The sequence below is a fragment of the Vibrio sp. PNB23_22_6 genome, from assembly GCF_052877535.1.
This window is the reverse complement of the sequence record NZ_JBNFXP010000029.1, coordinates 25,408-49,072: the sequence shown is the minus strand read 5'-3', so window position 1 is coordinate 49,072 and position 23,665 is coordinate 25,408. Positions and strand designations below refer to the sequence as shown.

Sequence of the window (23,665 nt, the reverse complement as noted above, 5' to 3'; positions counted from 1 at the left end):
ACACGTGGTTTGTCGCCGTCTAGTACAGCAACACATGAGTTAGTCGTACCTAAGTCAATACCAATGATTTTACCCATCAGGCTATCTCCGAATAAATTCTATTTTCGTTTTGCTATATCCCCTATGTGGGGACGTAGAATCGGGTTTCAACCCTTACTCACAAACTAAAATAATGTTGTTTGCTTCTCTTATGCCCAATAGATAAGGGCTGCAAATGGCTTTTCAAGGGAGAAAATAAAAAAAATGCTTTTTTTTTTCACTGAAAAGAAAAAGCGAGGCCTTAGACCTCGCTTTTAATGAGAATGAATTGCAAATTATGCACTTGCTTGTGCAGGCTCAGCCTCAACGACTTCTTCTTTACCTATCTCACCTTCAGATTTTGCGACAATCGTATTAACTGCAGTGTCACCCACTACGTTAGATGAGGTACAGAACATATCGTTGATACGGTCAACTGCAGCAACGATTGCTAGACCTTCTGGTGGTAGACCCAATTGGTGAAGGATAACACCAACCATGACTACACCACCGCCAGGTACACCGCCAGCACCGATAGACAGTAGCAGAACCGTGAAGCCTAGAGTCACCAAGTCAGATACCGCGATAGGCTGACCAAATGCGTTTGCACAGAATACAGCTGCAATTGCGATGTAGATTGAAGCGCCCGCCATGTTCATCGTTGCGCCCAGTGGAACACCGAAACCAGCCACCGACTTAGATACACCAATCTTGTCAGTAAGAGTGCGCATCGTGACAGGAATTGTTGCGTTTGAACTTGCTGTTGATAGCGAGAACAACACTTGCTCACGAGTCTTACGAGAGAACTCACGCGCAGAGATACCTGTAAACATCTGAACAGCCAATGGGTAAACCACGAAGATCCAAAGCACCAGCATTGAAACCACAAGAGCAACATAACCTGCTACCGATGCAAGCGTACCCGCATCCAGTGTTGCGCCAAGTTGAATCATCAGAGCGAATACACCGTATGGCGCAAGACTCATCACAAGGCCAATCAGCTTCATCATAATTTCGTTCGCCATCTTAAAAGTACGAACCGCAGGGCCACCCTTTGAATCAAGCGCTTGGATAGCAAGACCTGTCAGAATTGCCATAAAGATGATTTGTAGCATGTCGCCATTTGCAAATGCCTGTACTGGGTTGCTTGGAACGATGTTCACAACCATAGAGAAGATGTCTGGCGTTTCTGTTGACTTAAGTGCCACAGAGTCAGAAATCGTACCCGCAAGGTTTGCGCCTGCACCAGGCTGAACAATCATAGCAACAGTAAGAGCAGCAATAATCGCAACGACGGTATTCAAAATGTAAAGAGTAAAGGTTTTACCACCTAAGCGACCAAAAGAACGAATGTCTTTAAGCTCAACAATGCCACATACAATTGATACATAAACCAGAGGAACAACCAGAAGCTTAATCAGCGACACGAACATACCGCCTGCCCCTTCTGCCGCACCTAGGATATAGGTATCAAAAATCGCAATACCGCTAAATAAGTACTGAATAGCTGTACCCAGCAAAAGGCCGGCGAACAAACCAATAAAAATCTTACTAGAAAGCGATTTATCCATCATAAATCTCCGAAATGTTGTGTTTGCTATTTATGTTTTTATAGTTACATCTGCCAATTTTTATGGCAGATCTCACGAATAATACACGCCAGAGTTACGAAATAAAGACTTTCTTTACAGAAATGTAAATGAGCAACATCAAAAGTAAATCTCTAGTTCAACATTCATATACAGAATTAAATCCCAAAGAAAGATCAGAACAGCCACTTATACACACAGCATTCCATAAGTAAGCAATATAAAGAAAGGATGTATCCTATAAGAAAAATATTTCCCAATAAGAAAAACTTTGAAGAGGATCAAATTTCAAATTCATCGCATATTCAGAGGAGTGAATATGCTTGAGAGTATGTTTGAAACAAAAACGCCCGCTATTGAATAGCGGGCATTTTAATATAGATACATCAATGACTTATCTTATCACTTAGCAACCATTACCATTGCTGGGCGTACAACACGGCCGTTTAGCTCGTAGCCTTTTTGCATCACAAACATCACTGTGTTTGATTCGTGATCTGGGCTCTCTTGAATAGACATCGCTTGGTGGAATTCTGGGTTGAATGCTTCACCTTCTGGGTTGATCTCTTTCAAACCAAATTTTGCGACAACATCGACAAATGTCTTGTGCGTAAGCTCAACACCTTCAAGAAGAGGCTTAACCGCTTCGCTTTCAGTATCTGCAGCTTGGATCGCACGCTCTAGGTTATCGATAACTGGAAGCAGTTCTTCAGCGAATTTGTTCAGAGCGTACTTGCGAGCTTTATCGATTTCTTGCTCCGTACGACGACGCATGTTTTCTACTTCCGCTTTAGAGCGAAGAACCGCATCTTGCTGGTCTTTCACTTTTGTTTCGCTAGACAGTAGTGCTGCTTCTAGTTGAGCAATCTTAGCGTCTTTCTCATCACCAATTTCTTCAAGTTCTGTTTCAGCTTCTTGAGCTGCCGCTTCGACTTTCTCAGCTTCTTCGATGATTTGATCAAGCTCTTCTTCTGTAACTTTGTTTTCTTCGTTGCTCATGATATCTCCAGAATTCAACTTAATGTCCTTAAAGCCACTCACGTTTTGTGGGCTTTAACCACATAAAAATTCGCATATTTAGGTAACTTGCCATTATTATGGGGATGAAGATTCCTGATTCAAGCCTCTTTAATGCGGAAATGCTATGAAAAACCCATGTAACGTGATCGCGATTATCGGAAAACCACGAGATCAGCAGGCAATTCAAACTCATAGAGAGTTATACGAATGGCTTACATCCGAAGGTTACCAAGTCTTTATCGATGATCGCCTTGCTGCCATTTTAGACGAAATCCCGCAAAGCCAATTTGCTAGCTTAGTTGAACTAGGCAAAAATGCCGATCTTGCCATTGTCGTTGGGGGTGATGGCAACATGTTGGGGGCTGCTCGTATCCTATCGCGATTTGACGTGGCTGTCATTGGTGTGAACCGAGGGAATCTTGGCTTTCTTACCGACTTGAATCCAGATGACTTCCAGTCTGCATTAAAAACCGTACTCAACGGCGAGTATATAGAGGAAGAACGCTTTTTACTTGAAGCCGAAGTCCATCGCCATGGCCAGATAAAGAGCCACAATGCAGCCCTCAATGAAGCAGTGTTACACCCTGGCCAAGTCGCGCATATGATTGAGTTTGAAGTCTACATTGATGACAGCTTTGCATTTTCACTGCGCGCAGATGGCTTGATCGTTTCAACACCTACGGGTTCAACGGCTTATTCATTATCTGGTGGCGGTCCAATTCTATCTCCAAGCTTGAATGCCATTTCGCTGGTACCCATGTTTCCGCATACCCTTTCAAGCCGACCACTAGTGGTTGACGGTAAACGGCGCATCAAATTGATCGTCTCGCCTGAAAACAGAGGCTCTCAAGAAGTCAGTTGTGATGGCCAAGTATCTTTGCCTGTCTCTCCTGGTGACGAGATTCATATTTACCAAAGCCCGAATGTCCTCAAATTGATCCACCCAAAAGACTATAGTTATTATCACGTACTACGAAACAAACTCGGCTGGTCGAGCAAACTGTTTTGATACCTCTTCTAAACCGATGCATGTGCATCGGTTTTTCTTTTTAATATCAGCAATAAAGCGATTAATGAAATCGCTCACAAATTTCACCTTATCACTTTACTGTATAAAGAAACAGTATATACTGTTTTCTTATACAGTATTGTTCGGTTATACAGGTAAATAAAAATGCTGGCTCATCTAAGTGTTAATAATTTTGCGATTGTTAAGTCTTTACAGCTCGAGCTTTCTAAGGGCATGACCACCATTACAGGTGAAACAGGCGCAGGTAAATCTATTGCTATCGATGCATTAGGCCTATGCTTAGGCGGACGAGCCGACGCAGGAATGGTTCGACAAGGTGAAGAAAAAACCGAAGTCAGCGCAGCCTTTTTACTGGACAATAATGTACACGCATCTCGGTGGTTAGAAGATAACGACCTGCTTGATGGCAGTGAGTGCATTCTACGCCGTATCATCACCAAAGAAGGCCGTTCAAGAGCCTTTATTAACGGCAGCCCAGTCCCACTTTCACAACTCAAATCTCTTGGACAGCTGTTGATCAACATCCACGGCCAACATGCACATCATCAACTGATGAAGAGCGAACATCAAATGGTCATGCTCGATCAGTATGCAGGGCACCTAAATTTATTGAAAAGCACTCGTAGTGCCTACCAACATTGGCGTCAGGCAGACAACAACCTCAAGCAGCTAAAAGAAAACAGCCAGCAAAACCAGGCCCAAAAGCAGTTGCTTGAATATCAAATCAAAGAACTAAATGAGTTATCGCTAGGTGAAGAAGAATTTTCAGAGCTCGAACAAGAGCACAAACGACTGTCCAATAGCGGTGAACTCGCCACTACCTGCCAACAAGCCATCGAACTTATTTACGAAGGTGAAGAAGTCAATGCGCTTGGTATTTTGCAATCGGCCAATCACTCCCTAATTCAACTAGCAGAATTGGATGAAAAACTCGCAGAGCTACCAAACATGCTCGCTGAAGCGATGATCCAGTTGGAAGAGACCAAAAATGAACTCCGCAGCTACCTTGATGGCATTGACGTCGATCCGGGTCGTATGGCTTATGTCGAAGAGCGTTTTTCTAAAGTCATGTCGATGGCGCGCAAACATCATGTTATACCTGACGAGCTCTACCAACATCATCAAGATCTTCTTGCTCAGATAGAAGCATTAGACTGCTCAGATGAAAGACTGGATGAGCTGGCACAAGAAGTCGAACAAAAATACCAAAGCTTCTTAAACCAAGCAGAAAAATTACATAAGTCACGCAGCCGCTACGCGAAAGAGTTAAACAAGCTGATCACACAAAGCATGCATGAACTGAGCATGGAAAAGGCTGTCTTCAGCATCGAAGTAAGTAACGAAAACACGCATCCGTCACCACTAGGAATGGACAGCGTGTGCTTTCTTGTTTCAACCAACCCTGGTCAACCGCTTCAACCAATTGCGAAAGTGGCCTCTGGCGGTGAGTTATCACGTATCTCGCTAGCGATCCAAGTGATCACAGCACAGAAAGTCGATACTCCAAGTCTGATTTTTGATGAAGTCGATGTAGGTATCAGTGGACCAACCGCTGCGGTCGTGGGGAAAATGCTGCGTAAATTAGGCGAGTCTACTCAGGTCATGTGTGTGACTCACTTACCGCAAGTCGCAGGTTGTGGCCACCAACAAATGTTTGTTGCAAAACACACCAAAGGCGGCCAAACAGAGACACAAATGCGAGCCTTAGATGAACAGCAGCGCGTAGCGGAACTGGCCCGTCTGCTTGGAGGAAGCCACATTACGGATTCCACACTAGCAAACGCAAAAGAACTCCTTATTGCCGCTTAACCCCCCTTACTTTGAGCCATTGATGCCTTTCAATGGCTCTATACCTCGGCCACGTTACCTATTCTGCACTTTCATTGTTTATTGCACATTAATGCGTCATATTCCGGCAATTACCGTTCAAAATCAGTGAATAAATGCAACTCAACTCAAAATTCGTTGTCTGACTCCCTACCATACGACGCATAGTTTTTTACATCTGCGTCGAGCTTGTTTATTATCAGCGCAGTATTTTAAAGGTTACTAAGAAATTATTATGCAATTAAAGAAGTGGTTAGTTGCCGTACCATTAGCAATGACATTGCTGACAGGATGTTCGGTATTGGAAAAACTGGTTTATCGTATTGATATCAACCAAGGCAACTATGTAGAGCAAAGTGCGGTTGATAAATTAAAGTTTGGGATGACTAAAGCACAGGTTCGCTTCGTTCTTGGCTCACCAATGCTGATTGAAAATGGCTACCCAAATACTTGGTACTACATTTACCACCACACCCCTGGCCACGGTGACCCAGTGCAAAAAGACCTTATCGTACAATTTAACGAGCAAGGGACACTGGCAGACATTACTGGTGACTACCCGAAAAGCGACGCGTTTTACGAGCAGATTCAGTAACCGACCTTTTTATACAAAAAACCTCCCAATGGGAGGTTTTTTTATTAAGTGACTCTTACAAGCCTCAATCGCTCTTACGCAGTGTATTCGGCTTGCCGCCAGTCACATGGTCCGCATTCCCGGCGGCTTTCGCCTGCTCCGCTCGCTTACGACGAATCTCTTTTGGATCGGCTAACAGTGGGCGATAAATTTCAATACGGTCTTTGTCGCGTACCGTCGCATCTAAGCGAACATTACGGCTAAAAACACCCACCTTGTTGTTGTTCAAATCAATCTCAGAGTAGAGCTCAAGCACACCAGACTGACGAATGATCTCTTCAACCGTCGTATGGTTATTCACCACCAAATTGAACACACGCTGCTCATGAGGCAGTGCATACACCACCTCAACGTGAATCATATCCGACTCAATACTCATAGCACTCGTATACCTGTTTCGCGCGTTTGGTAAAAGCATTCACCATATTATGGGTTAACTCGTTAAAAACTTTACCGAAAGCCATTTCAATCATCTTGCTTGAAAACTCAAATTCAAGTTTCAATTCAACTTTGCATGCTTGCTCATCAAGTGCCGTAAAGAACCACCCACCACGCAGAGTCTTAAATGGCCCGTCGACCAAATTCATCATGATCGCCTGACCAGAAATAAGCTCATTCGACGTTGTAAAGGTTTTGCTGATCCCTGCTTTCGCCACATCGACAGAAGCCACCATACCACTGCTCGAAGACTCAATGATTCGAGACCCCGAACAACCAGGCAAAAACTCAGGGTACTTAGAAACATCATTGACCAGAGCGAACATCTGTTCTGCACTAAAAGACACCAAGGCAGAACGGCTGATTTGCTTCATATACACTCCTATCGATACGCGTACAATGTTAAAGGCATGAGCCAATTTTACTTTTATTCGGCAATTGCGCAAATAAAAGGATTTCCTATCCGATATCCAACCCGTATAATGAGGCTATTATGGCAAAGAAAAAATCAAAACAAAAAGCGGGTAGTAATACTATCGCGCTGAACAAAAAAGCTCGCCACGAATACTTCATTGATGATGAAATTGAAGCCGGTTTGGAGCTACAAGGCTGGGAAGTGAAAGCCCTTCGCCAAGGTAAAGCCAATATCGCAGAGAGCTATGTGTTCATGCGTGACGGAGAGGCCTTTGTCAGCGGAATGACGATCACTCCCCTTAATCAAGCATCAACTCACGTTGTCGCCAACCCGACACGAGTACGTAAGCTGTTAATGAGTCGTCGAGAACTCGACAACCTTCTAGGTCGCATCAACCGTGAAGGTATGACGTTAGCCGCTTTAGCGCTGTATTGGTCTCGCTCTTGGGTGAAGATCAAAATTGGCGTAGCAAAAGGTAAAAAGCTACACGATAAACGTACTGATATGAAAGAAAAAGATTGGGCTCGAGATAAAGCTCGTATCATGAAAAGTAACTTGCGTTAATCTTGAGCACTTAATCTTGCAAAGCTAGACAAGTAACGCTTTTCTGGTAGTATGCAAGGAACACTTCGGGGCTGATTTAGGATTCGACGGGAATTCAGAAGTCTGAGGTGCATGCCGTGGGGCGGTTGGCCACGTAAAAAGCCGCAAAAAAATAGTCGCAAACGACGAAAACTACGCACTAGCAGCTTAATAACCTGCTCAGAGCTCTCTCGCCCTAGCTTCTGCACGTAAGACGGGGAATAACGAGAGATCAAACCCAAACGCGCTAGCCCGGATTCTCCCGCCTGAGAGATGAACGGCGAATTATAATTCAGGATAGTCATTTACTAGCGTGTCGGTTCGCAGGTAGATGGTGAATTCAAAGATCGACTAAGCATGTAGTACCAATGATGAAAGGTTTTCGGACGCGGGTTCAACTCCCGCCAGCTCCACCAAATTCGTATACGAAGACGTCCTAGGGCGTCCAGAAAGCCCGCTAAGGCATTGCCCTGGCGGGCTTTCTTGTATCTAAGCATATTGCCCCATCTCACCCAATCTCTCTATAATAGGTACACAGGAAGGTACACAGGGTCGTGTGTCTAAAAAATTGTGTACCCATGCACCCAAAGAATGTCGCTAATAAGGAGATAGAGTATGGCGATATCAGTAAAACCGTTGACTCCAACACAAGTAGATAAGGTCAAACCCAAAGAGAAAGAGTTTATTCTGTGCGATGGGTATGGCTTGCGCTTACGTGTAAAACCTAACGGAACCAAAACTTGGCTGTTTCATTACAAAAAGCCAAGCACCAGCAAACGCACCAACCTTAAAATTGGTAGCTATCCTGCTATCACGCTTGCAGACGCTCGTAAGAAGCGAGAACAGTTTTTGAGTGATCTCGCTGTTGGCAATGATCCACAGGATGTTATTCAAGCGAAAATCAACGCGAATGAATTGGCGGCACAACACAGTTTGTTTGCTACAGCTGAACAATGGATGCAAATCAAAAAAACCACCGTGTCAGCCGACTACGCATTAGATGCATGGCGCTCACTAGAGATCCATGTGTTCCCTAAACTTGGTAACAAGCCTATCGGGGATATCACTCCACGTGATGTCATTGACACACTCAAGCCTATCGAAGCCAAAGGAAACTTCGAGACTATCCGCCGCATTTGTCAGCGCTTAAATGAAATTATGGTCTTCGCGACGAATACCGGAATTGTTGATTTTAATACTCTAGCGAATATCAAAGCTGCGTTTATTGCACCAAAAAAACAACATATGGCGACTCTACCACCGGAACGTGTTGGTGAGCTTGTTGAGCGTATTTACAACGCTAGCATCACACTGACTACGCGTAATCTCTTACTCTGGCAATTGCACACTATGACACGCCCTAGTGAAGCTGCTGGGACTCAATGGAGTGAGATTGATTTCAACAATAACCTCTGGATCATCCCCGCTGAACGTATGAAAAAACGCGTTGAACACCGTGTCCCTCTTACTGCACAGTCACTCAAAATTTTAAAGCGTATGCAGCCTGTCAGTGGACACTGCCAATACGTGTTCCCGTCCGATCGTGACAACACGAAGCATACTCACCCTCAAACGGCCAACATGGCTTTAAAACGAATGGGCTTTGGCGGTCAACTCGTCGCTCACGGTTTACGGGCGCTTGCTAGTACAACCCTTAATGATAAGGGCTTTGCCCCTGATCTTATTGAAACAGCACTAGCTCACTTAGACAAAAACGAAGTTCGCCGAGCATATAACCGCTCGGAATATATTGAACGTCGCCGAGAAATGATGGCGTGGTGGAGTGAACTGATCAGCTCAGCTGTATTTGAGGAAGTAAAATAACATGGCGACTTGTTCTCCAGACATGCACGCTTTTAAGCGTGTCACTATAACCAAACTTAAGTTTAACCAATATGTGGTAAACATCGATGGGCAACCAATTGAAGCGAGCGAAGTTCGAGCTCGCGTGTCTCTATTTACACGTAATGATGATCATGACCCCTTGAATATCGAACTGGCTAAAGTCCTATTGCGACACCAGCAAACATTTAACAATGACAACTTCAACAGTTGGCTCACTCAGCTGGGACTACTTCAGAATCCAACAGGAGAGCCCCAGGACATAAACGGTCAATATATATGCACTTATCTCAGCGACTTCCTTGAGATAAGTAACTTCGACATTGCCATTCTTCTCGGGTGGGTCACTGACTCAGGTCAAAATTATGATCGAATGATTAAGCATCGTAAAAAAGCGTTCTACGATAATCTATCGCAAAAATATGCCTCAAAACTTGAAAGTATTACATCGCAAACCTTGTCTGAATCTTCAGTTGAGGTGTCACTGCATGTGAAGAGCCTCATTCAGAAAGAGTTATGCACAGATATTATGAGTGGCATTGAAGTGGTACAGAATCTGATTGCTCAATACACCAATCGGATCTCGCACTCCAATGAAAGAGTGGCGATAACAGTAAAAAAACAAAGAAAAAAAGAAAAACCTGAAATGATATCAAAATTTATTTCTGATGTCTTACACCAGATAGAATAAAGTCTGATGTAAGTAAAAAAAGTGAGATTCTAAAAAAATAGACCCTGATGAATCACCCCATATAAGGAAAATTCAATGGGTCTTTTTTTTAACAAAACTGAAACACACCTTCTTCGCTTACCACAAGCAGTTTCTCTAACGGGTTTATCTCGTGCCAGCTTTTACCGCCAAGTAAAAGACGGTCTCCTTCCTAGCCAGATCCACATCGGACCAAACTCTGTCGCATGGCTCAGCCATGAAATTGAAGCAGTCATTGCTGCTCGTATCTGCGGATACTCAGACGATGAAATTCAGTCGATGGTTGGAGACATCATCCAGCAACGTTCGTTCTTCATGGAAGGGGGTAAATAATGAAATCTGTTATTAAACACAGCCTGTATTTCGAAATCGTCAATTACGTTTTAAATGCAATGATGCAGGGTAAACGCTTTACCAAGAGCGAGCTAAATAGCCTTATCCCAGCGGGAATGAACAAGTCTGCCGACGATATCATTCGCCAGCTTCAGAAGCCATGGGTTCGCATCAACATATCTTACCAACCTGAGAAGAAGGGGCAGCCTGCATACTGGCACATTAACTGGGGTGATATTCAAGCGCACCAGCACTCCCCTGACGCGTACCATGCATCTCTCGTAAAGCAGAAAGAAGATGCGTCTATCAAACACGATATTGCAGTTATCAACGCCATCAAGAAGCGTCGTGGAGTTGCCTTCTTGAAAGAAACATTGATTACACGTTAATCAGCAATCCCTCATTCGGTCCCTCTGCCGTCAAATGGCGGCAGAAGATTCATTATTAGGCAATGGAATACTTATACTTATGCTAATTCTTGATCATTTTTCAGGCTTCACTATGGCTATTACCGATGCTGGTTTAACGGCTCCAAAAGAAATTATCAATGATGGGCAAATTCACCGTTTCAGCAGCAACGGGAAAAGCCATGATACCTCTGGCTACTATGCTTTTTTCTCTCACCCAAACGGCTTTAATGCTGGGTTCTTTGGCTGCTGGCGTACTGGAACTTATTCAACATGGACATCGAAACACGCTTCCACGCTAACGGAAGAAGAGCGTTCCATCATAAAACGTTACCAAGAAGAAGCGAAGGTGCCGCGAGATAAGGTCTATACTGACCGTGCCCAATATGCGAATGATGTATGGAAAAATGCCATTCATCAACCTCGTTCACATTCATACCTGACAGCGAAGAAAATCACTGAGCATGGTGACATCGCTTACATGCCCACAATCTCTTGCTGTGGCTTTTTCATGGATGATTCACGCACTACTCAATTGCGTGACGTCTTATTAATTCCACTTTATGGCGAGAACGGCGTGATCCAATCCCTGCAAGCTATTACCGCAGACGGTAAGAAGTTCTTTATGAAAGGTGGGAAGATGACTGGAGGCCGTTTTACCTTCTCGGGAACGACCGAAGCTGTGTACCTATGTGAGGGTTATGCTACTGGTGCTAGCCTGCATCAACTGACCAATGCAACCGTTGTTGTCACTTTTACTGCGTCCAACCTTGAAAACGTTGCATCAACCATTGTTACGCAGTATCCAGAAAGCGTTATCGTTATCGCCGCTGATAATGACCACCTGAAGGAAAAAGAAGGTAAAGGGAATAAAGGGCTTGAGGTTGCTAAGCAGCTCTTAGAGAACCACCAATTTGCTTACACTTCCCCGTTGTTTGATACAGATGATAATGGTACTGACTGGAATGACTTCTGTTGTAACAACTCGGCAGAGGATGCTCTACGCGCACTTACGGATAATATGGTAAAACCACCAACTACCTTCGATAATTTTGACGAGTGCATTGAGGCTCTAACAAAAGATCCAATTAATGAAGAGGCTTTTAATTGCGCCATTGATATGATCAAATCCTCCCCACTTGTGCAGCAAGGAGGGATGCGTAAGAAGCTTAAAGTAATTTCTGGTGCGGATATGGGCGATATTCGTAAGGCGATTGGTGAGGCTATTAAACGAGATCAAAAGCCAGATCTTACTCATAGCCAGATTGCAGAAAGTTACCTTATACGTTTCGGCAAGACTCAGCCAGTCGGTGCATGCGGAAAGCTATATTTCTATGACCCTGATACTGGGATCTGGACAGTTACACCGTTGGCAACAGTTGGTGTGGAAGTCGCAAAGCTATACGCTGATGAACCTCTATGTAGCAGAGGAAGTGATTACAAAGCCATCGCATCCCACGTTTATGACTCCGTTGCTGATGAAACATTTTTTGACAACGCGCCTGCAGGACTAGTTACGCCTATTGGTTTTATCTACGTCGACGGTAAGCAGCTTAAACTATGTGAACCATCTCCAGAGCATCGCGCCCGCTTTACTGTAGATATCAAACCATGTTTCGATCAGGAGCCAACTAAGCTACTGTCGGTGCAAGAGGAAGCGTTTGAGGGTTGCCATCAAAAAGAGCAAATCCGTCAACTACAGATGCTCACTGGAATGACACTACTAGGGTTACTTCAGAAAGAACAGCGTGCAGTGTTTTTACACGGCGCAGCTGGTTCCGGTAAGTCTCTATATCTAAGTGTGCTGGGGTACCTTATTCCTAACGAATTCAGCACTAGCGTCAGCCCCTTAGACTTAGACTGCTCATACAACGTTGCGGCACTTGCAGGGAAGCTACTTAACACAGTTCCTGAAATTGATAAGGAAAAGCCTGTACCAAGCGCACAGTTTAAAGCGATTACTGGTGGAGATACGATTACTGCACGAGAGCCGTATGGAAAGGTATTTCAGTTAAATGCAATCTGTGCTCACTGGTACAACGGAAATTTCTACCTAACAACAAAAGACCATACTGAGGGGTTCTGGAGACGATGGGCTATTATTCACTTTGCTAACATTAAGTCAGCATCAGAGCGCAATCCCAATTTGTTAGACGAGATTCTTGCCGAAGAGCTTCCTGCAATTCTAGGGTGGGCATTAAAGGGAGTAGTCGATTATTTGGAGTCTGGACTATACTTGTCTCCTGCTCATCATGCATGTCTCGCAGAATGGCGACGAGATGGAAACAGCGTGAATAGCTGGCTTCATTCAGAAGAAGACAATGGTATCACTCACCGTAACAAAGGCATGGGTAAACTGCCTTTGCGAGTGACCCACGCATATCAAATCTATCGAGAGTGGTGTCAACGTAACAATCGTAAACCGTTTAATAGCCAAATGTTCAAAGTACATATGGAGGGTTCAGGCTACGCAACTACAAGGTATAACGGTTACACCTGTTACGATGCGTTAGTTGATACCCGCCCTGGAATAGGACAAATCTTACGTAGCGCTTAAATAGTGAAAATAGTGAAAATAGTGAAAGTTTAGGGGTATATAGATTATTCTTGAAAAAATATAATTCACTTTTTCTTTTTATAATAGTCAATGTCATGTGGGTTCAAACTATCACTAAAGTCACTACAGCCCACATGACTCCTATCCCCCATTATTCACTGACAGGTAAGGCAACCAGTCAAACGTCACATCCAATTCTAGGTAGGGGGGGGGACCAAACACTTATACCCCCTCCCCCACTTTACATATCGGAGTCGGAAATTTATCCGATTTTTAAAACTGGAAACTTAGCTTGGCTGATGCAAAAAATGGGATATGACTCTGGCATGGGATTGGTCAGATCTAGAGATGCCAGTATTCGATTCTTGATACACTCGGATTTGAGAATATCTCACCGTACAAGATTTCATCCTTAAAACGTTTTGCCCCTTTATCAGTCAGAGAAAACACTCACTCATATACAGTTAATATGCACTTTCCTTACTAAAAACTATCTGAATCATATAAGGTTGATCGAAAAGCATCCTTTGATGAAAGAATGACGCAATTCAGTGCATACTTTTATCGTTCTTAGGGTAATTACTTGCTAATATACAAAAATTACAAATTGTATGGATAGCAAACTTATGAAAGCGCAGATAGACCCTGAGCTACTTGAAAAAGCGTCTGAGATTTTCGTCGAGCTCGGCCTGCCTATTGAGATCGCAATAAATGTATTCCTGACAAAGGCTATTCAGGCTCAAGGTTTCCCATTTCCGGTAGCTCTGGAAGGGGATTCTAGGTACACAGCACAGGAAGCAGCGCGGATCTCCAACGCTGAAATAACTGAAGCTATCCAGCATCTGGTTGAGCAAAAACTACCATTTTCAGAGATCAACAACCTGACTCAACTGACGTATTGCCAAACTACGTTCGGTCTCTCATTCCCTGTACTCAAGCTAGCCAAGTCTTCGCGCCCAGAAGACGTAAGACTTGCCGTTAAAGATGCAAAAGGCAGAAATCGCTATTCAACCTCCAAAATAGCTCAGCGTGATGGCTGCTCTTATGTGATCTGTTCCCAGTGGACAGATCGCCATCGTCCAGCATTTGTCCGTTGGCAGCAAACTTTTGGAGATAGCGAATGCGCATAATCGACAACATCAATGATCTACTGGGCGACGATCTTAAGCACACTTTGCACTCAGGAGCGAAGCTTAAGATTGCGGCATCTTGTTTCTCGATCTACGCCTATGAAGCACTCAAAGAAGAATTAGAGCAGATTGAGTCGCTGGAGTTTGTCTTTACCGCGCCTACCTTTATAGAGTCTGAAGTATCGGACAAGCTAAGAAAAGAAAAGCGTGAGTTCCATATTCCAAAAGAGCAACGAGAGCGCAGCTTCTACGGTACGGAGTTTGAGATCCAACTTAAAAATAAGCTGACTCAGAAAGCAATTGCTCGAGAGTGTGCCGATTGGATTCGACGCAAAGCCGTGTTTCGATCCAACACAACGGGAGCCCCAATGCAGCAGTTGGCTGCCGTCGAGTCGCCTAATACTCAAACGGTTTATCAGCCATTACATGGCTTTTCAGCCGTCGACCTGGGCTATCAAAAGGGTAATGCAGTATCCAACATTGTTACTTGCATGGACGAGCCAACAACTGCCTCTGTATTCCTCGGAATGTTCGAGCAACTTTGGAACGACAGAGAAAAAGTTCAAGATGTTACTGATCGGCTGATCAATCACATTTCAACGGTCTACAAGGAAAACTCTCCTGAACGCATCTACTTCCAGTTGCTTTACAACATTTTCAGTGAGTTTCTGGAAGATATTAGTGACGATGTCTTACCTAATGATAAAACGGGTTACCAAGACAGCTTGATCTGGAACAAGCTGTTTAATTATCAGCGTGATGCCGCTACGGGGATTATCAACAAGCTGGAGACCTTTAATGGTTGTATCCTCGCTGATAGTGTTGGCCTAGGCAAAACATTCACTGCGCTGGCCGTTGTTAAATACTATGAGCTACGAAACAAATCAGTATTAGTGCTATGCCCGAAAAAGCTGGCCGAAAACTGGCTCAACTACAACCGTAACCTTACGACTAACCCGTTCGTCAAAGATCGTTTTAACTTCGATGTTCTTTGCCATACCGATCTCCAGCGCACCCGTGGTGAATCTTTTGGTATACCTATGGATCGGGTTAACTGGGGAAATTATGATCTTGTCGTCATCGATGAGTCCCATAACTTCCGCAATAATCAAGTTTTCAAAGACAAAGAAACCCGTTATCAGGCGCTGATGAACAAGGTGATTCGTGCGGGCGTGAAAACTAAGGTTCTTATGTTGTCAGCTACACCTGTAAACAATAAATTTGCTGATCTTCGTAATCAATTAGCATTAGCTTATGAAGGTGAGTCACATGTATTGCGTGAGCAAGTTGGAACCCAGTACAGCATTGAAGAGATCTTTAAACGCGCCCAAAAATCATTTAATGCTTGGGCCGATTTATCACCAGAAGATCGTACAGCTGCGGCTCTGCTGGATACTTTAGATTTTGACTTTTTCCAGTTGCTCGACAGCGTCACCATTGCCCGATCTCGTAAACACATACAAACGTTTTACGACACAGCGGACATTGGGCATTTCCCAGAACGGATGAAACCTAAATCATTTCATCCGCCATTAACGTCACGTACGGATGTTATAAATTTCAACCAGATCTTTGAGCAATTATCTAAGTTGAAGATGGCTGTGTATGCCCCAGTTAGTTACATATTGCCTAGTCGCCTTGCTAAATATGAAGATATGTACGACACCAATGTACGGGGTAAAGGCACTTTGCGTCAGGCCGATCGCGAAAAAGCATTACAGCGGTTGATGACTATAAATTTGCTCAAACGTTTGGAAAGTTCAGTGCATGCTTTCCGATTAACCTTACAAGGGCTTCAATCTACACTAGAAAACGCGTTAAGCAATATTACAGCATTCAAAAGTAGCGGACTGGATGTTGGCTATGAAGATCGTGCTGACGAATTTGCTAGTGCTGATTGGGATGAAGATGTAGTCGATTTTGAAGAGGTTTTTTCTACTGGTGGTAAAGTAAAAATTAACCTCGCAGATCTGGATTTGCCTTCTTGGGAACACCATCTAAAAGTCGATTTGGAGCTTATCAATGATTTAGTTATTGAGATGCAAAAGTTGTCCCCTGAGCATGATGCCAAGTTGCAACATCTTAAGCAGCACATTTTGAATAAATGGGATTCACCACTAAATCCCGGGAACAGAAAAGTACTGATTTTTACCGCGTTTGCTGATACCGCTGATTACCTTTATGACAATCTAGCCTCTGAGTTTCATCATCAGTTCCAGGTGCATACAGGTAAAGTCACTGGCAGCAGTTCACCTAAATCAACGATTGGCAAAAGCTACGACTTCCAGAGTCTGCTCACTTTGTTCTCGCCACGCTCAAAAGAGAAAGCTCAAATATTGCCAAGCGAACCCGCTGAACTGGATGTACTCATTGGTACCGACTGCATTTCGGAAGGTCAGAACCTTCAAGATTGTGATTATCTCATTAACTACGATATTCACTGGAACCCAGTGAGGATTATTCAGCGCTTTGGTCGGGTTGACCGCATAGGCTCAAACAACAAAGCTATCCAATTGGTTAACTATTGGCCTGACATTAGTTTGGATGAATACATTAACCTCAAAGAGCGGGTTGAAAATCGTATGGTGATTTCAGACATCACAGCTACTGGTGATGACAACGTGCTCTCGGCGCAAGCAAATGATGTCGCCTACCGTAAGGAGCAATTAGCGCGTCTACAGGAAGAGGTGATTGATCTAGAGGATGTCAAAACCGGTGTGTCGATTACTGACTTGGGATTGAATGAATTCCGGATGGATTTGCTTAACTATATCAAGGTCAACGGTGAAATCCGTACAGCACCAAATGGTATGCATGCTGTTGTGGCGGCAGAACCAGATAAAGGGTTAGTGCCCGGTGTCATCTTTGCGCTTCGAAACCGCAATCACAGCGTTAATATCAATCAACAAAACCGTTTGCACCCATATTACCTAATCTTTATGGCAGAAACTGGTGAGGTGGTAATTAATCACATGCAAGTTAAGCCATTGCTAGATCGTGTTCGTGCGGCTTGTAAAGGTAAGCATGAACCGTCGGCAAAGACTTGTGAAAGCTTTAACAAGGCCACTCAGGATGGTCGTAATATGAACACTTATTCAAATCTGCTTGATCAAGCAATCAGTTCTATGGTGGAGGTAAAACAATCCAGTGATATCAACAGCTTGTTTGGTGGTGTCACAACTACGGCGTTGACGGCTGAAATATCAGGTTTAGAGGATTTCGAGTTGATTAACTTTATCGTGGTTAAGGAAGCTTAAGCCATTATGGTAGATTCAGAACAAGTTCAGCCATTCATTCCTTTTCAGTTTCCTGAAACGGCAGCATTAGGCGTACCCGATCAGTATGGTAAAAAGCAGGGGCAAAAAATTCCTAAAGAGACCATCTATCAACAAGCCAGCCCTACGCATGCGGTTAGACAGCTGTTTGTTAGTCAGGTGGAACACATCACTTGGCGCTACAAGCTCTCAGCCGACACGCTTAACGTCGCTGCAAATGGGGATGTACCTGAGATACAGGTCTTTGACATTCAACTTAAAGCTGATTGTGATGCGTTAGATAGGCAAGTGCTGGAAACCTTGGATAAAGCTATTCCGTCCAATATTTTTTATCGCATTTTCAATGCCAATGAAAGGCGGCCACAACTGCGATGTGTAATGGCATACAAACGAGCCAATAAACGTGATACAGACATGATGGTCGTTCAGGACTATTTCAGCTCTGAGTGGACGACGGTACCGGTGGAGGAATCCGGCACTGAGGCAACACAAAAGCTACCCGTTGTCCTGAATATGGTCAGCCTCTATACCGAGTTGCTACGTAGCTTGCTGCCTGTTCCAGCGAGGCCTAGAGAGAAAATAGATGAGCAACTTAACCGCATTAGTGAGCTCAGCGTCTTAAATGGAAAGCTGACCCAGTTACAAGGCAAGCAACGTAAAGAGAAACAATTTAATCGCAAGGTTGAAATGAACAGCCAGATCAACCAGTTGAAACAACAAATTCGATCACTTCAAGACATTTAAGGCATAGGCAACCACTGCCTATAGAGTGACTCAAGACTTTTTGTCGAATTGAATTATTAACGAATAAACAGCAGAGAATCTATCGATGGACAAACTGAAAATGCACAGCTCTAACTTAGTCGATCAAAACATCGACAAGTTGGCACAGCTCTTTCCTAACTGCATCACTGAAGCCAAAGGTGAAGATGGCAAACTGCGCAAGGCCATTGATTTTGACCAGCTAAAGCAAGAGCTATCACGCAATATTGTTGAGGGTCCACAAGAACGCTACCAACTAAATTGGCCAGGTAAGCGCGAAGCACTGTTAACGGCCAATGCGCCTATCGCAAAAACATTGCGCCCATGCCGTGAAGAAAGCGTGAATTTCGATACCACAGAGAACCTATTCATCGAAGGTGATAACCTGGATGCGTTAAAGCTACTTCAGGAAACGTATTTGGGTAAGGTCAAGATGATCTACATCGACCCACCATATAACACGGGTAATGATTTTATCTATGAAGATGACTTTGCCGAAGATGTAGATTCTTATGTAGAGCGCTCAAATCAGAAAGACGAAGAAGGAAATCGACTAATTTCTAATACTGAATCTAATGGACGTTTTCATTCCGATTGGCTCAGCATGATCTATTCGAGGTTGAAGCTAGCAGCAAACATGTTGCGCGATGATGGCGTAATATTCATCAGCATAGATGACAACGAGCTATCTAACCTTATATCTGTGTGTGATGAAGTTTTTGGAGTTGCAAATAGAGTCGGCATTCTAACTATTGTCAGTAACCTCAAAGGGCGAAGCGACGATAAATATTATGCTACAGCACATAACAATCTTGTAGTCTATAAGAAAACAAATTTCATTAGCTATGGAGTTCCATTGCCTGCTGAATACCTAAAAGATTACAAAGAAACTGATAGCCGAGGTCAAAAATATAGACTCCAAGGACTCAGAAAAAGGGGTAACAGTGCGCGTCGTTCCGATCGACCAAATATGTTTTACCCATTTTTTGTTAACCCAGAGACACTAGAAGTTTCAGTAGAGGAAACAGAAGTTTTTTCACAGAAAGTCCTACCATACCTTTCTGATGGTGAAGAAGGACGATGGAGATGGGGTATTGAAACTTCAAAAGATCGCATCCGAGAGCTAACTTGCAGAAAAGTAGGGGCAGAAGGAAGGTATGACATTTTTCAAATCGATTATGCTGAGGGGATCGATGGTGAAAAACGAATTAAGCCAAAGTCTATCTGGATGGGAAGTGAGTTTGCAAACGAAGCAGGAACTCTTGAACTAAAGAGTTTGTTTAACGAGAAAGTATTTGATACTCCTAAGCCGATAGGTTTAATAAAGTATTGTCTAGAGCATGCAGTAAAAAATGGTGACATTGTATTAGATTTTTTTGCTGGTTCAGGTACATGTGCACATGCAATCATGGACTTTAATTACGAAAAAAATCTAAACATAAAATGGATTGCCGTACAGCTCCCAGAGAAGCTCAATGAGAAGTCAGAAGTTTTTAATTCAGAGTTCTCTCATATTGCGGATATTGCAAAAGAACGTATTAAGCGAGCAGGACAGAAAATTCTGGAGGACGGGACATGCAAAAGTATTATTGATGTTGGCTTTAGGTCCCTTAGAGTTGATAGTTCAAATATGGCCGAGGTTTATTACAATCCAGAAGCTATTTCCCAAGCAGACCTCTTTGCTCAGGTAGATAACGTCAAAGAAGATCGTACCGAAGAAGACTTACTGTTCCAGGTGATGCTGGACTGGGGCGTAGACCTGACTCTGCCTATCCGCTGTGAAACTATCGATGGCAACAAAGTGTTCTTTGTCGCGGATAATGCACTGGTCGCTTGTTTCGACAAGAGCGGCAACATCACCGAATCTTTTGTTAAACAACTGGCTGAGTTTGAGCCTATGCGATTGGTATTCCGTGATGCTGGTTTTGCTTCTGACAGCACGAAGATCAACGTTGAACAGGTGCTCAAGCAACTGTCGCCAACCACTGACGTGAAGTCAATTTAGGGGGCGGTATGAAGCTTAAGTTTAAACACCAGAGCTATCAGGCTGCATCCGTTCAGGCGATTGTCGACTGTTTTAAAGGTCAGTTACCAAATGATTCCGCCACCCGTTATCGTATTGACCCTGGTTCTGTGGCAAAAGGGTATTCAGGCCAACTAGATCAGGATGATGCGGGCTTTAAAAACGCTGATATTCAATTGACTGAGCAGCAGCTTCTTACGAATGTGCAGCAGGTTCAGCGTCACCAGAACCTGCCTCAGTCGTCTGCCCTAATATCAACACCTGCTTGTAAGCTGAACTTTGATATCGAGATGGAGACTGGTACAGGTAAGACCTACTGCTTTGTAAAGTCGATTTTCGAGCTAAACAAGCAATATGGTTGGAGTAAGTTCATCATCGTTGTACCTAGCATCGCTATTCGAGAAGGCGTACATAAATCACTGGAGATCACTGCTGAGCACTTCTTGGAAGACTACGGAAAGCGAGCACGATTCTTTATATATAACTCCAAGCAGTTACATCAACTGGAAAGTTTTTCTTCCGATGGTGGTATCAACGTCATGGTGATTAATGTCCAGGCATTTAATGCTCGTGGCAAAGACGCACGTCGGATCTATGAAGAACTGGATGACTTCCAAAGCCGCCGCCCGATTGATGTGATTAAAGCGAACCGTCCAATTATGATCATGGATGAGCCGCAAAAGATGGAGGGTAAGAATACTCTTGAATCGCTAGCAGAGTTCAATCCTTTGTTTATATTGCGCTATTCGGCCACGCATAAGGTAGAGCGTAACAAAGTGTTCCGACTTGACGCAGTAGATGCCTACAACCAAAAGCTGGTTAAGAAGATTAGCGTTCGTGGTATCACCACCAAGGGTTTAGCTGGAACCAATGCTTACCTATATCTAGAGAACATCGAAATCTCACCGAGCAAGCCACCAGTGGCAAGGATAGAGTTTGAGCAAAAATTAAAATCTGGCAGCATCAAACGCATCGTCCGGAAGTTAGGTAAAGGCGACAATCTGTATGACTTTTCTGACGGCCTTGAGCAGTATAAAGATAACTTTGTGATTTCAGACATCAATGCTGTGACCGACACGGTTAGTTTCCTCAATGGTGTTGAGCTAACGGTGGGTGACGCTGTTGGTGATGTGAACGAATCGGCCATGCGTCGAATGCAAATTCGTGAAGCGGTAAAAGCACACTTCGACAAAGAAATACGCCTTTTCGATAAAGGAATAAAGGTTCTTAGTTTGTTCTTTATCGATGAGGTAGCGAAGTATCGTGACTATGACCAACCTGACGAAAAGGGTGAGTATGCACGTATCTTTGAAGAAGAATACCAAGCCTTGCTGAACGAATACATGCCAACGGAAGGTAAGTATCGCGAGTACCTGCGTCGTATTGATACCGCGCAAACGCACAATGGTTATTTCTCTATCGACAAGAAGTCCAAGCGTTTAATCGACCCTAAGTATAAAACAAGAGGCGATGATGCCGGCTTGGCTAACGATGAGAACGCTGTCGCTGCTTACGATCTTATTTTGAAAGACAAAGAGCGTCTGCTGAGCTTTGATGAACCTACACGCTTCATTTTCTCGCACTCTGCATTACGTGAAGGTTGGGATAACCCCAATGTATTCGTGATTTGTACTTTGAAGCACAGTGATAACACTATCTCTCGTCGCCAAGAGGTTGGTCGAGGCTTGCGTTTGGCGGTTAACCAAGATGGTGAGCGTATTGATCATCCTTCGATTGTTCATGATATTAACCGCCTAACGGTTGTTGCCAGCGAAAGCTACAAAGACTTTGTTGGTGCACTACAAAAAGATATCAGTGCCTCACTTTCAGCAAGACCAAAAGTGGCAGACGAAAAGTTCTTCACAGGCAAGGTACTCACAACGTCTGAGGGTGATATCGAAGTAACATCGGAGATGGCGAAGCAGCTGTATCGTTATTTGCTTAAAAATGATTACACCGATGACAAAGACCGTATTAGTGAGGCTTATCATCAAGCAAAACGTGATGAACAGCTTAGCCCTCTGCCTGATACGTTGCAGCCTTATGCTGAGCAGATTTTTAAGCTTGTTGATTCGGTATACTCAGATGCGCAATTGCCTGAGATTGACGATGAGCGCAAAGCAAAGCGCAATCAACTGAATGCTAACTTCGACAAGAAAGAGTTCCAGGAACTTTGGGCTCGTATCAACCACAAAGCCATTTTCAATGTCGAATTTGACTCATCTGAGCTTGTTCGAAATGCCATACCTGTACTGGACGAAAAACTGCGAGTAGAGAAACTGCATTTCAATATTGTTCGCGGTGAGCAGCTTGACCAGGTGGATGCAGAGCAACTCAAGTCTGGTCAGAGCTTCAAGGTACAGGAAAGTGAAAGCCCGGATTATCATTCATCAGTACAGTCTGGCGTAAAATACGACCTGCTAGGTAAAGTTTCTGAGCTAACTAAACTCAAACGCAGCACCGTTGCCGATATTTTGCGTGGTATCGGTAGTCATGTGTTTGAGCAGTTCAAAAACAACCCAGAAGACTTCATCGCCAAGGCTGCGATGCTTATCAACGAGCAAAAAGCGACGATGGTAATCGAGCACTTGGCTTACGACACCATCGAAGATAAATTTGATAGCAGCATCTTCGATGCTAACAGTTCGCAGGACTTTTCTAATGCTGGCGACAAGCTGAAGCGCCATATCTACGACTATGTAGTAACCGATTCCAAGACCGAACGAAAGTTTGTTGAAGAGCTAGATACACAGGCCGAAGTAAGTGTTTATGCCAAGCTGCCGAATGGTTTCTTCATTCCAACGCCTTTAGGCAACTACAACCCTGACTGGGCGATTGCTTTCCAAGAAGGTGCGGTAAAACATGTTTACTTCGTTGCTGAAACGAAAGGCTCTATGCAGTCATTACAACTTAAGGGGGCTGAGCAAGCTAAGATTGACTGTGCTAAGAAGTTCTTCGCCACCGTTAATGAGAAGTTTGTAGACAAGAAAGTGAAGTACAGTGTTGTCGATAGCTACGACAACCTAAAGACGTTGATTCACTAAGCTAAGTTATTAGCGAACCTGAAAATAGCC

19 protein-coding genes and 1 other RNA gene are annotated in these 23,665 nt (G+C 43.8%); 15 read left to right on the top strand and 5 right to left on the bottom strand.

Annotated elements, in window-relative coordinates; genetic code table 11:
* From ACVA54_RS17605 to grpE, 3 genes are all read right to left on the bottom strand, one after another.
* Positions 1-77 (bottom strand): Hsp70 family protein (locus ACVA54_RS17605; RefSeq protein ID WP_446581924.1); only part of this gene is annotated, 77 nt, incomplete at its 3' end.
* A 237-nt stretch (positions 78-314) separates the two neighbouring features.
* Positions 315-1,589, bottom strand: a complete 1,275-nt coding sequence (locus ACVA54_RS17600) for a dicarboxylate/amino acid:cation symporter (RefSeq protein ID WP_099081216.1) — start codon at positions 1,587-1,589, stop codon at positions 315-317.
* A gap of 420 nt (positions 1,590-2,009) precedes the next feature.
* Positions 2,010-2,606, bottom strand: coding sequence for a nucleotide exchange factor GrpE (gene grpE, locus ACVA54_RS17595; RefSeq protein WP_099081215.1), 597 nt, complete (start codon positions 2,604-2,606; stop codon positions 2,010-2,012).
* Positions 2,607-2,751: 145 nt separating this feature from the next.
* Between grpE and nadK the strand changes: the two genes are divergently transcribed.
* The 3 genes from nadK to bamE all read left to right on the top strand — a co-directional run bounded on the left by nadK (position 2,752) and on the right by bamE (position 6,079).
* Positions 2,752-3,636: an NAD(+) kinase gene (gene nadK, locus ACVA54_RS17590; protein WP_099081214.1), complete on the top strand. Its 885-nt coding sequence runs from the start codon at positions 2,752-2,754 to the stop codon at positions 3,634-3,636.
* Between the two features lie 165 nt (positions 3,637-3,801).
* The gene (gene recN, locus ACVA54_RS17585) at positions 3,802-5,466 is read left to right on the top strand and encodes a DNA repair protein RecN (RefSeq protein WP_099081213.1); all 1,665 of its coding nucleotides are present in this window, start codon (positions 3,802-3,804) and stop codon (positions 5,464-5,466) included.
* A gap of 253 nt (positions 5,467-5,719) precedes the next feature.
* Positions 5,720-6,079 (top strand): outer membrane protein assembly factor BamE, encoded by a 360-nt coding sequence (bamE, locus tag ACVA54_RS17580; RefSeq protein ID WP_099081212.1) that lies wholly within the window; start codon positions 5,720-5,722, stop codon positions 6,077-6,079.
* 64 nt (positions 6,080-6,143) lie between these two features.
* Here bamE and ACVA54_RS17575 read toward each other — a convergent pair whose 3' ends face one another.
* Together ACVA54_RS17575 and ACVA54_RS17570 are read right to left on the bottom strand one after the other, a co-directional pair.
* A complete protein-coding gene (locus ACVA54_RS17575; protein ID WP_446644453.1) occupies positions 6,144-6,497 on the bottom strand; it encodes an RnfH family protein in 354 nt (117 codons plus the stop codon).
* Entirely contained in the window at positions 6,487-6,930 is a 444-nt protein-coding gene (locus tag ACVA54_RS17570; protein WP_099081210.1) for an SRPBCC family protein, read from the bottom strand. The genes ACVA54_RS17575 and ACVA54_RS17570 overlap by 11 nt, the downstream gene beginning before the upstream one ends.
* A 119-nt stretch (positions 6,931-7,049) precedes the next feature.
* Here ACVA54_RS17570 and smpB point away from each other — a divergent pair, with 119 nt between their 5' ends.
* The 12 genes from smpB to ACVA54_RS17510 all read left to right on the top strand — a co-directional run bounded on the left by smpB (position 7,050) and on the right by ACVA54_RS17510 (position 23,635).
* Positions 7,050-7,535 (top strand): SsrA-binding protein SmpB, encoded by a 486-nt coding sequence (gene smpB / locus ACVA54_RS17565; protein ID WP_099081209.1) that lies wholly within the window; start codon positions 7,050-7,052, stop codon positions 7,533-7,535.
* 67 nt (positions 7,536-7,602) lie between these two features.
* Positions 7,603-7,969: a transfer-messenger RNA gene (gene ssrA / locus ACVA54_RS17560) on the top strand.
* 199 nt (positions 7,970-8,168) lie between these two features.
* Positions 8,169-9,377, top strand: a complete 1,209-nt coding sequence (locus ACVA54_RS17555) for an integrase domain-containing protein (protein WP_446649809.1) — start codon at positions 8,169-8,171, stop codon at positions 9,375-9,377.
* 1 nt (position 9,378) lies between these two features.
* Complete coding sequence (locus tag ACVA54_RS17550) at positions 9,379-10,086, top strand: hypothetical protein (protein WP_446649808.1); 708 nt, start codon at positions 9,379-9,381, stop codon at positions 10,084-10,086.
* A 75-nt stretch (positions 10,087-10,161) separates the two neighbouring features.
* Positions 10,162-10,437, top strand: a complete 276-nt coding sequence (locus ACVA54_RS17545; RefSeq protein ID WP_446649807.1) for a helix-turn-helix transcriptional regulator — start codon at positions 10,162-10,164, stop codon at positions 10,435-10,437.
* Positions 10,437-10,826, top strand: coding sequence for a hypothetical protein (locus ACVA54_RS17540; RefSeq protein WP_446649806.1), 390 nt, complete (start codon positions 10,437-10,439; stop codon positions 10,824-10,826). Before ACVA54_RS17545 ends, ACVA54_RS17540 begins: the two co-directional genes overlap by 1 nt.
* A 79-nt stretch (positions 10,827-10,905) precedes the next feature.
* Positions 10,906-13,401 carry a DUF5906 domain-containing protein gene (locus ACVA54_RS17535; RefSeq protein WP_446649805.1) on the top strand — a complete coding sequence of 832 codons (2,496 nt, stop codon included), beginning with the start codon at positions 10,906-10,908 and terminating at the stop codon, positions 13,399-13,401.
* Between the two features lie 611 nt (positions 13,402-14,012).
* The gene (locus ACVA54_RS17530) at positions 14,013-14,531 is read left to right on the top strand and encodes a type II toxin-antitoxin system RelB/DinJ family antitoxin (protein ID WP_446649804.1); all 519 of its coding nucleotides are present in this window, start codon (positions 14,013-14,015) and stop codon (positions 14,529-14,531) included.
* Positions 14,522-17,788 carry a helicase-related protein gene (locus tag ACVA54_RS17525; RefSeq protein WP_446649803.1) on the top strand — a complete coding sequence of 1,089 codons (3,267 nt, stop codon included), beginning with the start codon at positions 14,522-14,524 and terminating at the stop codon, positions 17,786-17,788. Before ACVA54_RS17530 ends, ACVA54_RS17525 begins: the two co-directional genes overlap by 10 nt.
* 6 nt (positions 17,789-17,794) lie before the next feature.
* Positions 17,795-18,550: a DUF4391 domain-containing protein gene (locus ACVA54_RS17520; RefSeq protein ID WP_128811330.1), complete on the top strand. Its 756-nt coding sequence runs from the start codon at positions 17,795-17,797 to the stop codon at positions 18,548-18,550.
* An 85-nt stretch (positions 18,551-18,635) separates the two neighbouring features.
* Entirely contained in the window at positions 18,636-20,573 is a 1,938-nt protein-coding gene (locus ACVA54_RS17515) for a site-specific DNA-methyltransferase (RefSeq protein WP_128811329.1), read from the top strand.
* Positions 20,574-20,581: 8 nt separating this feature from the next.
* On the top strand, positions 20,582-23,635 hold the full coding sequence (locus tag ACVA54_RS17510; protein ID WP_446649802.1) for a type III restriction-modification system endonuclease: 3,054 nt from the start codon (positions 20,582-20,584) through the stop codon (positions 23,633-23,635).
* Positions 23,636-23,665: the final 30 nt, after the last annotated feature.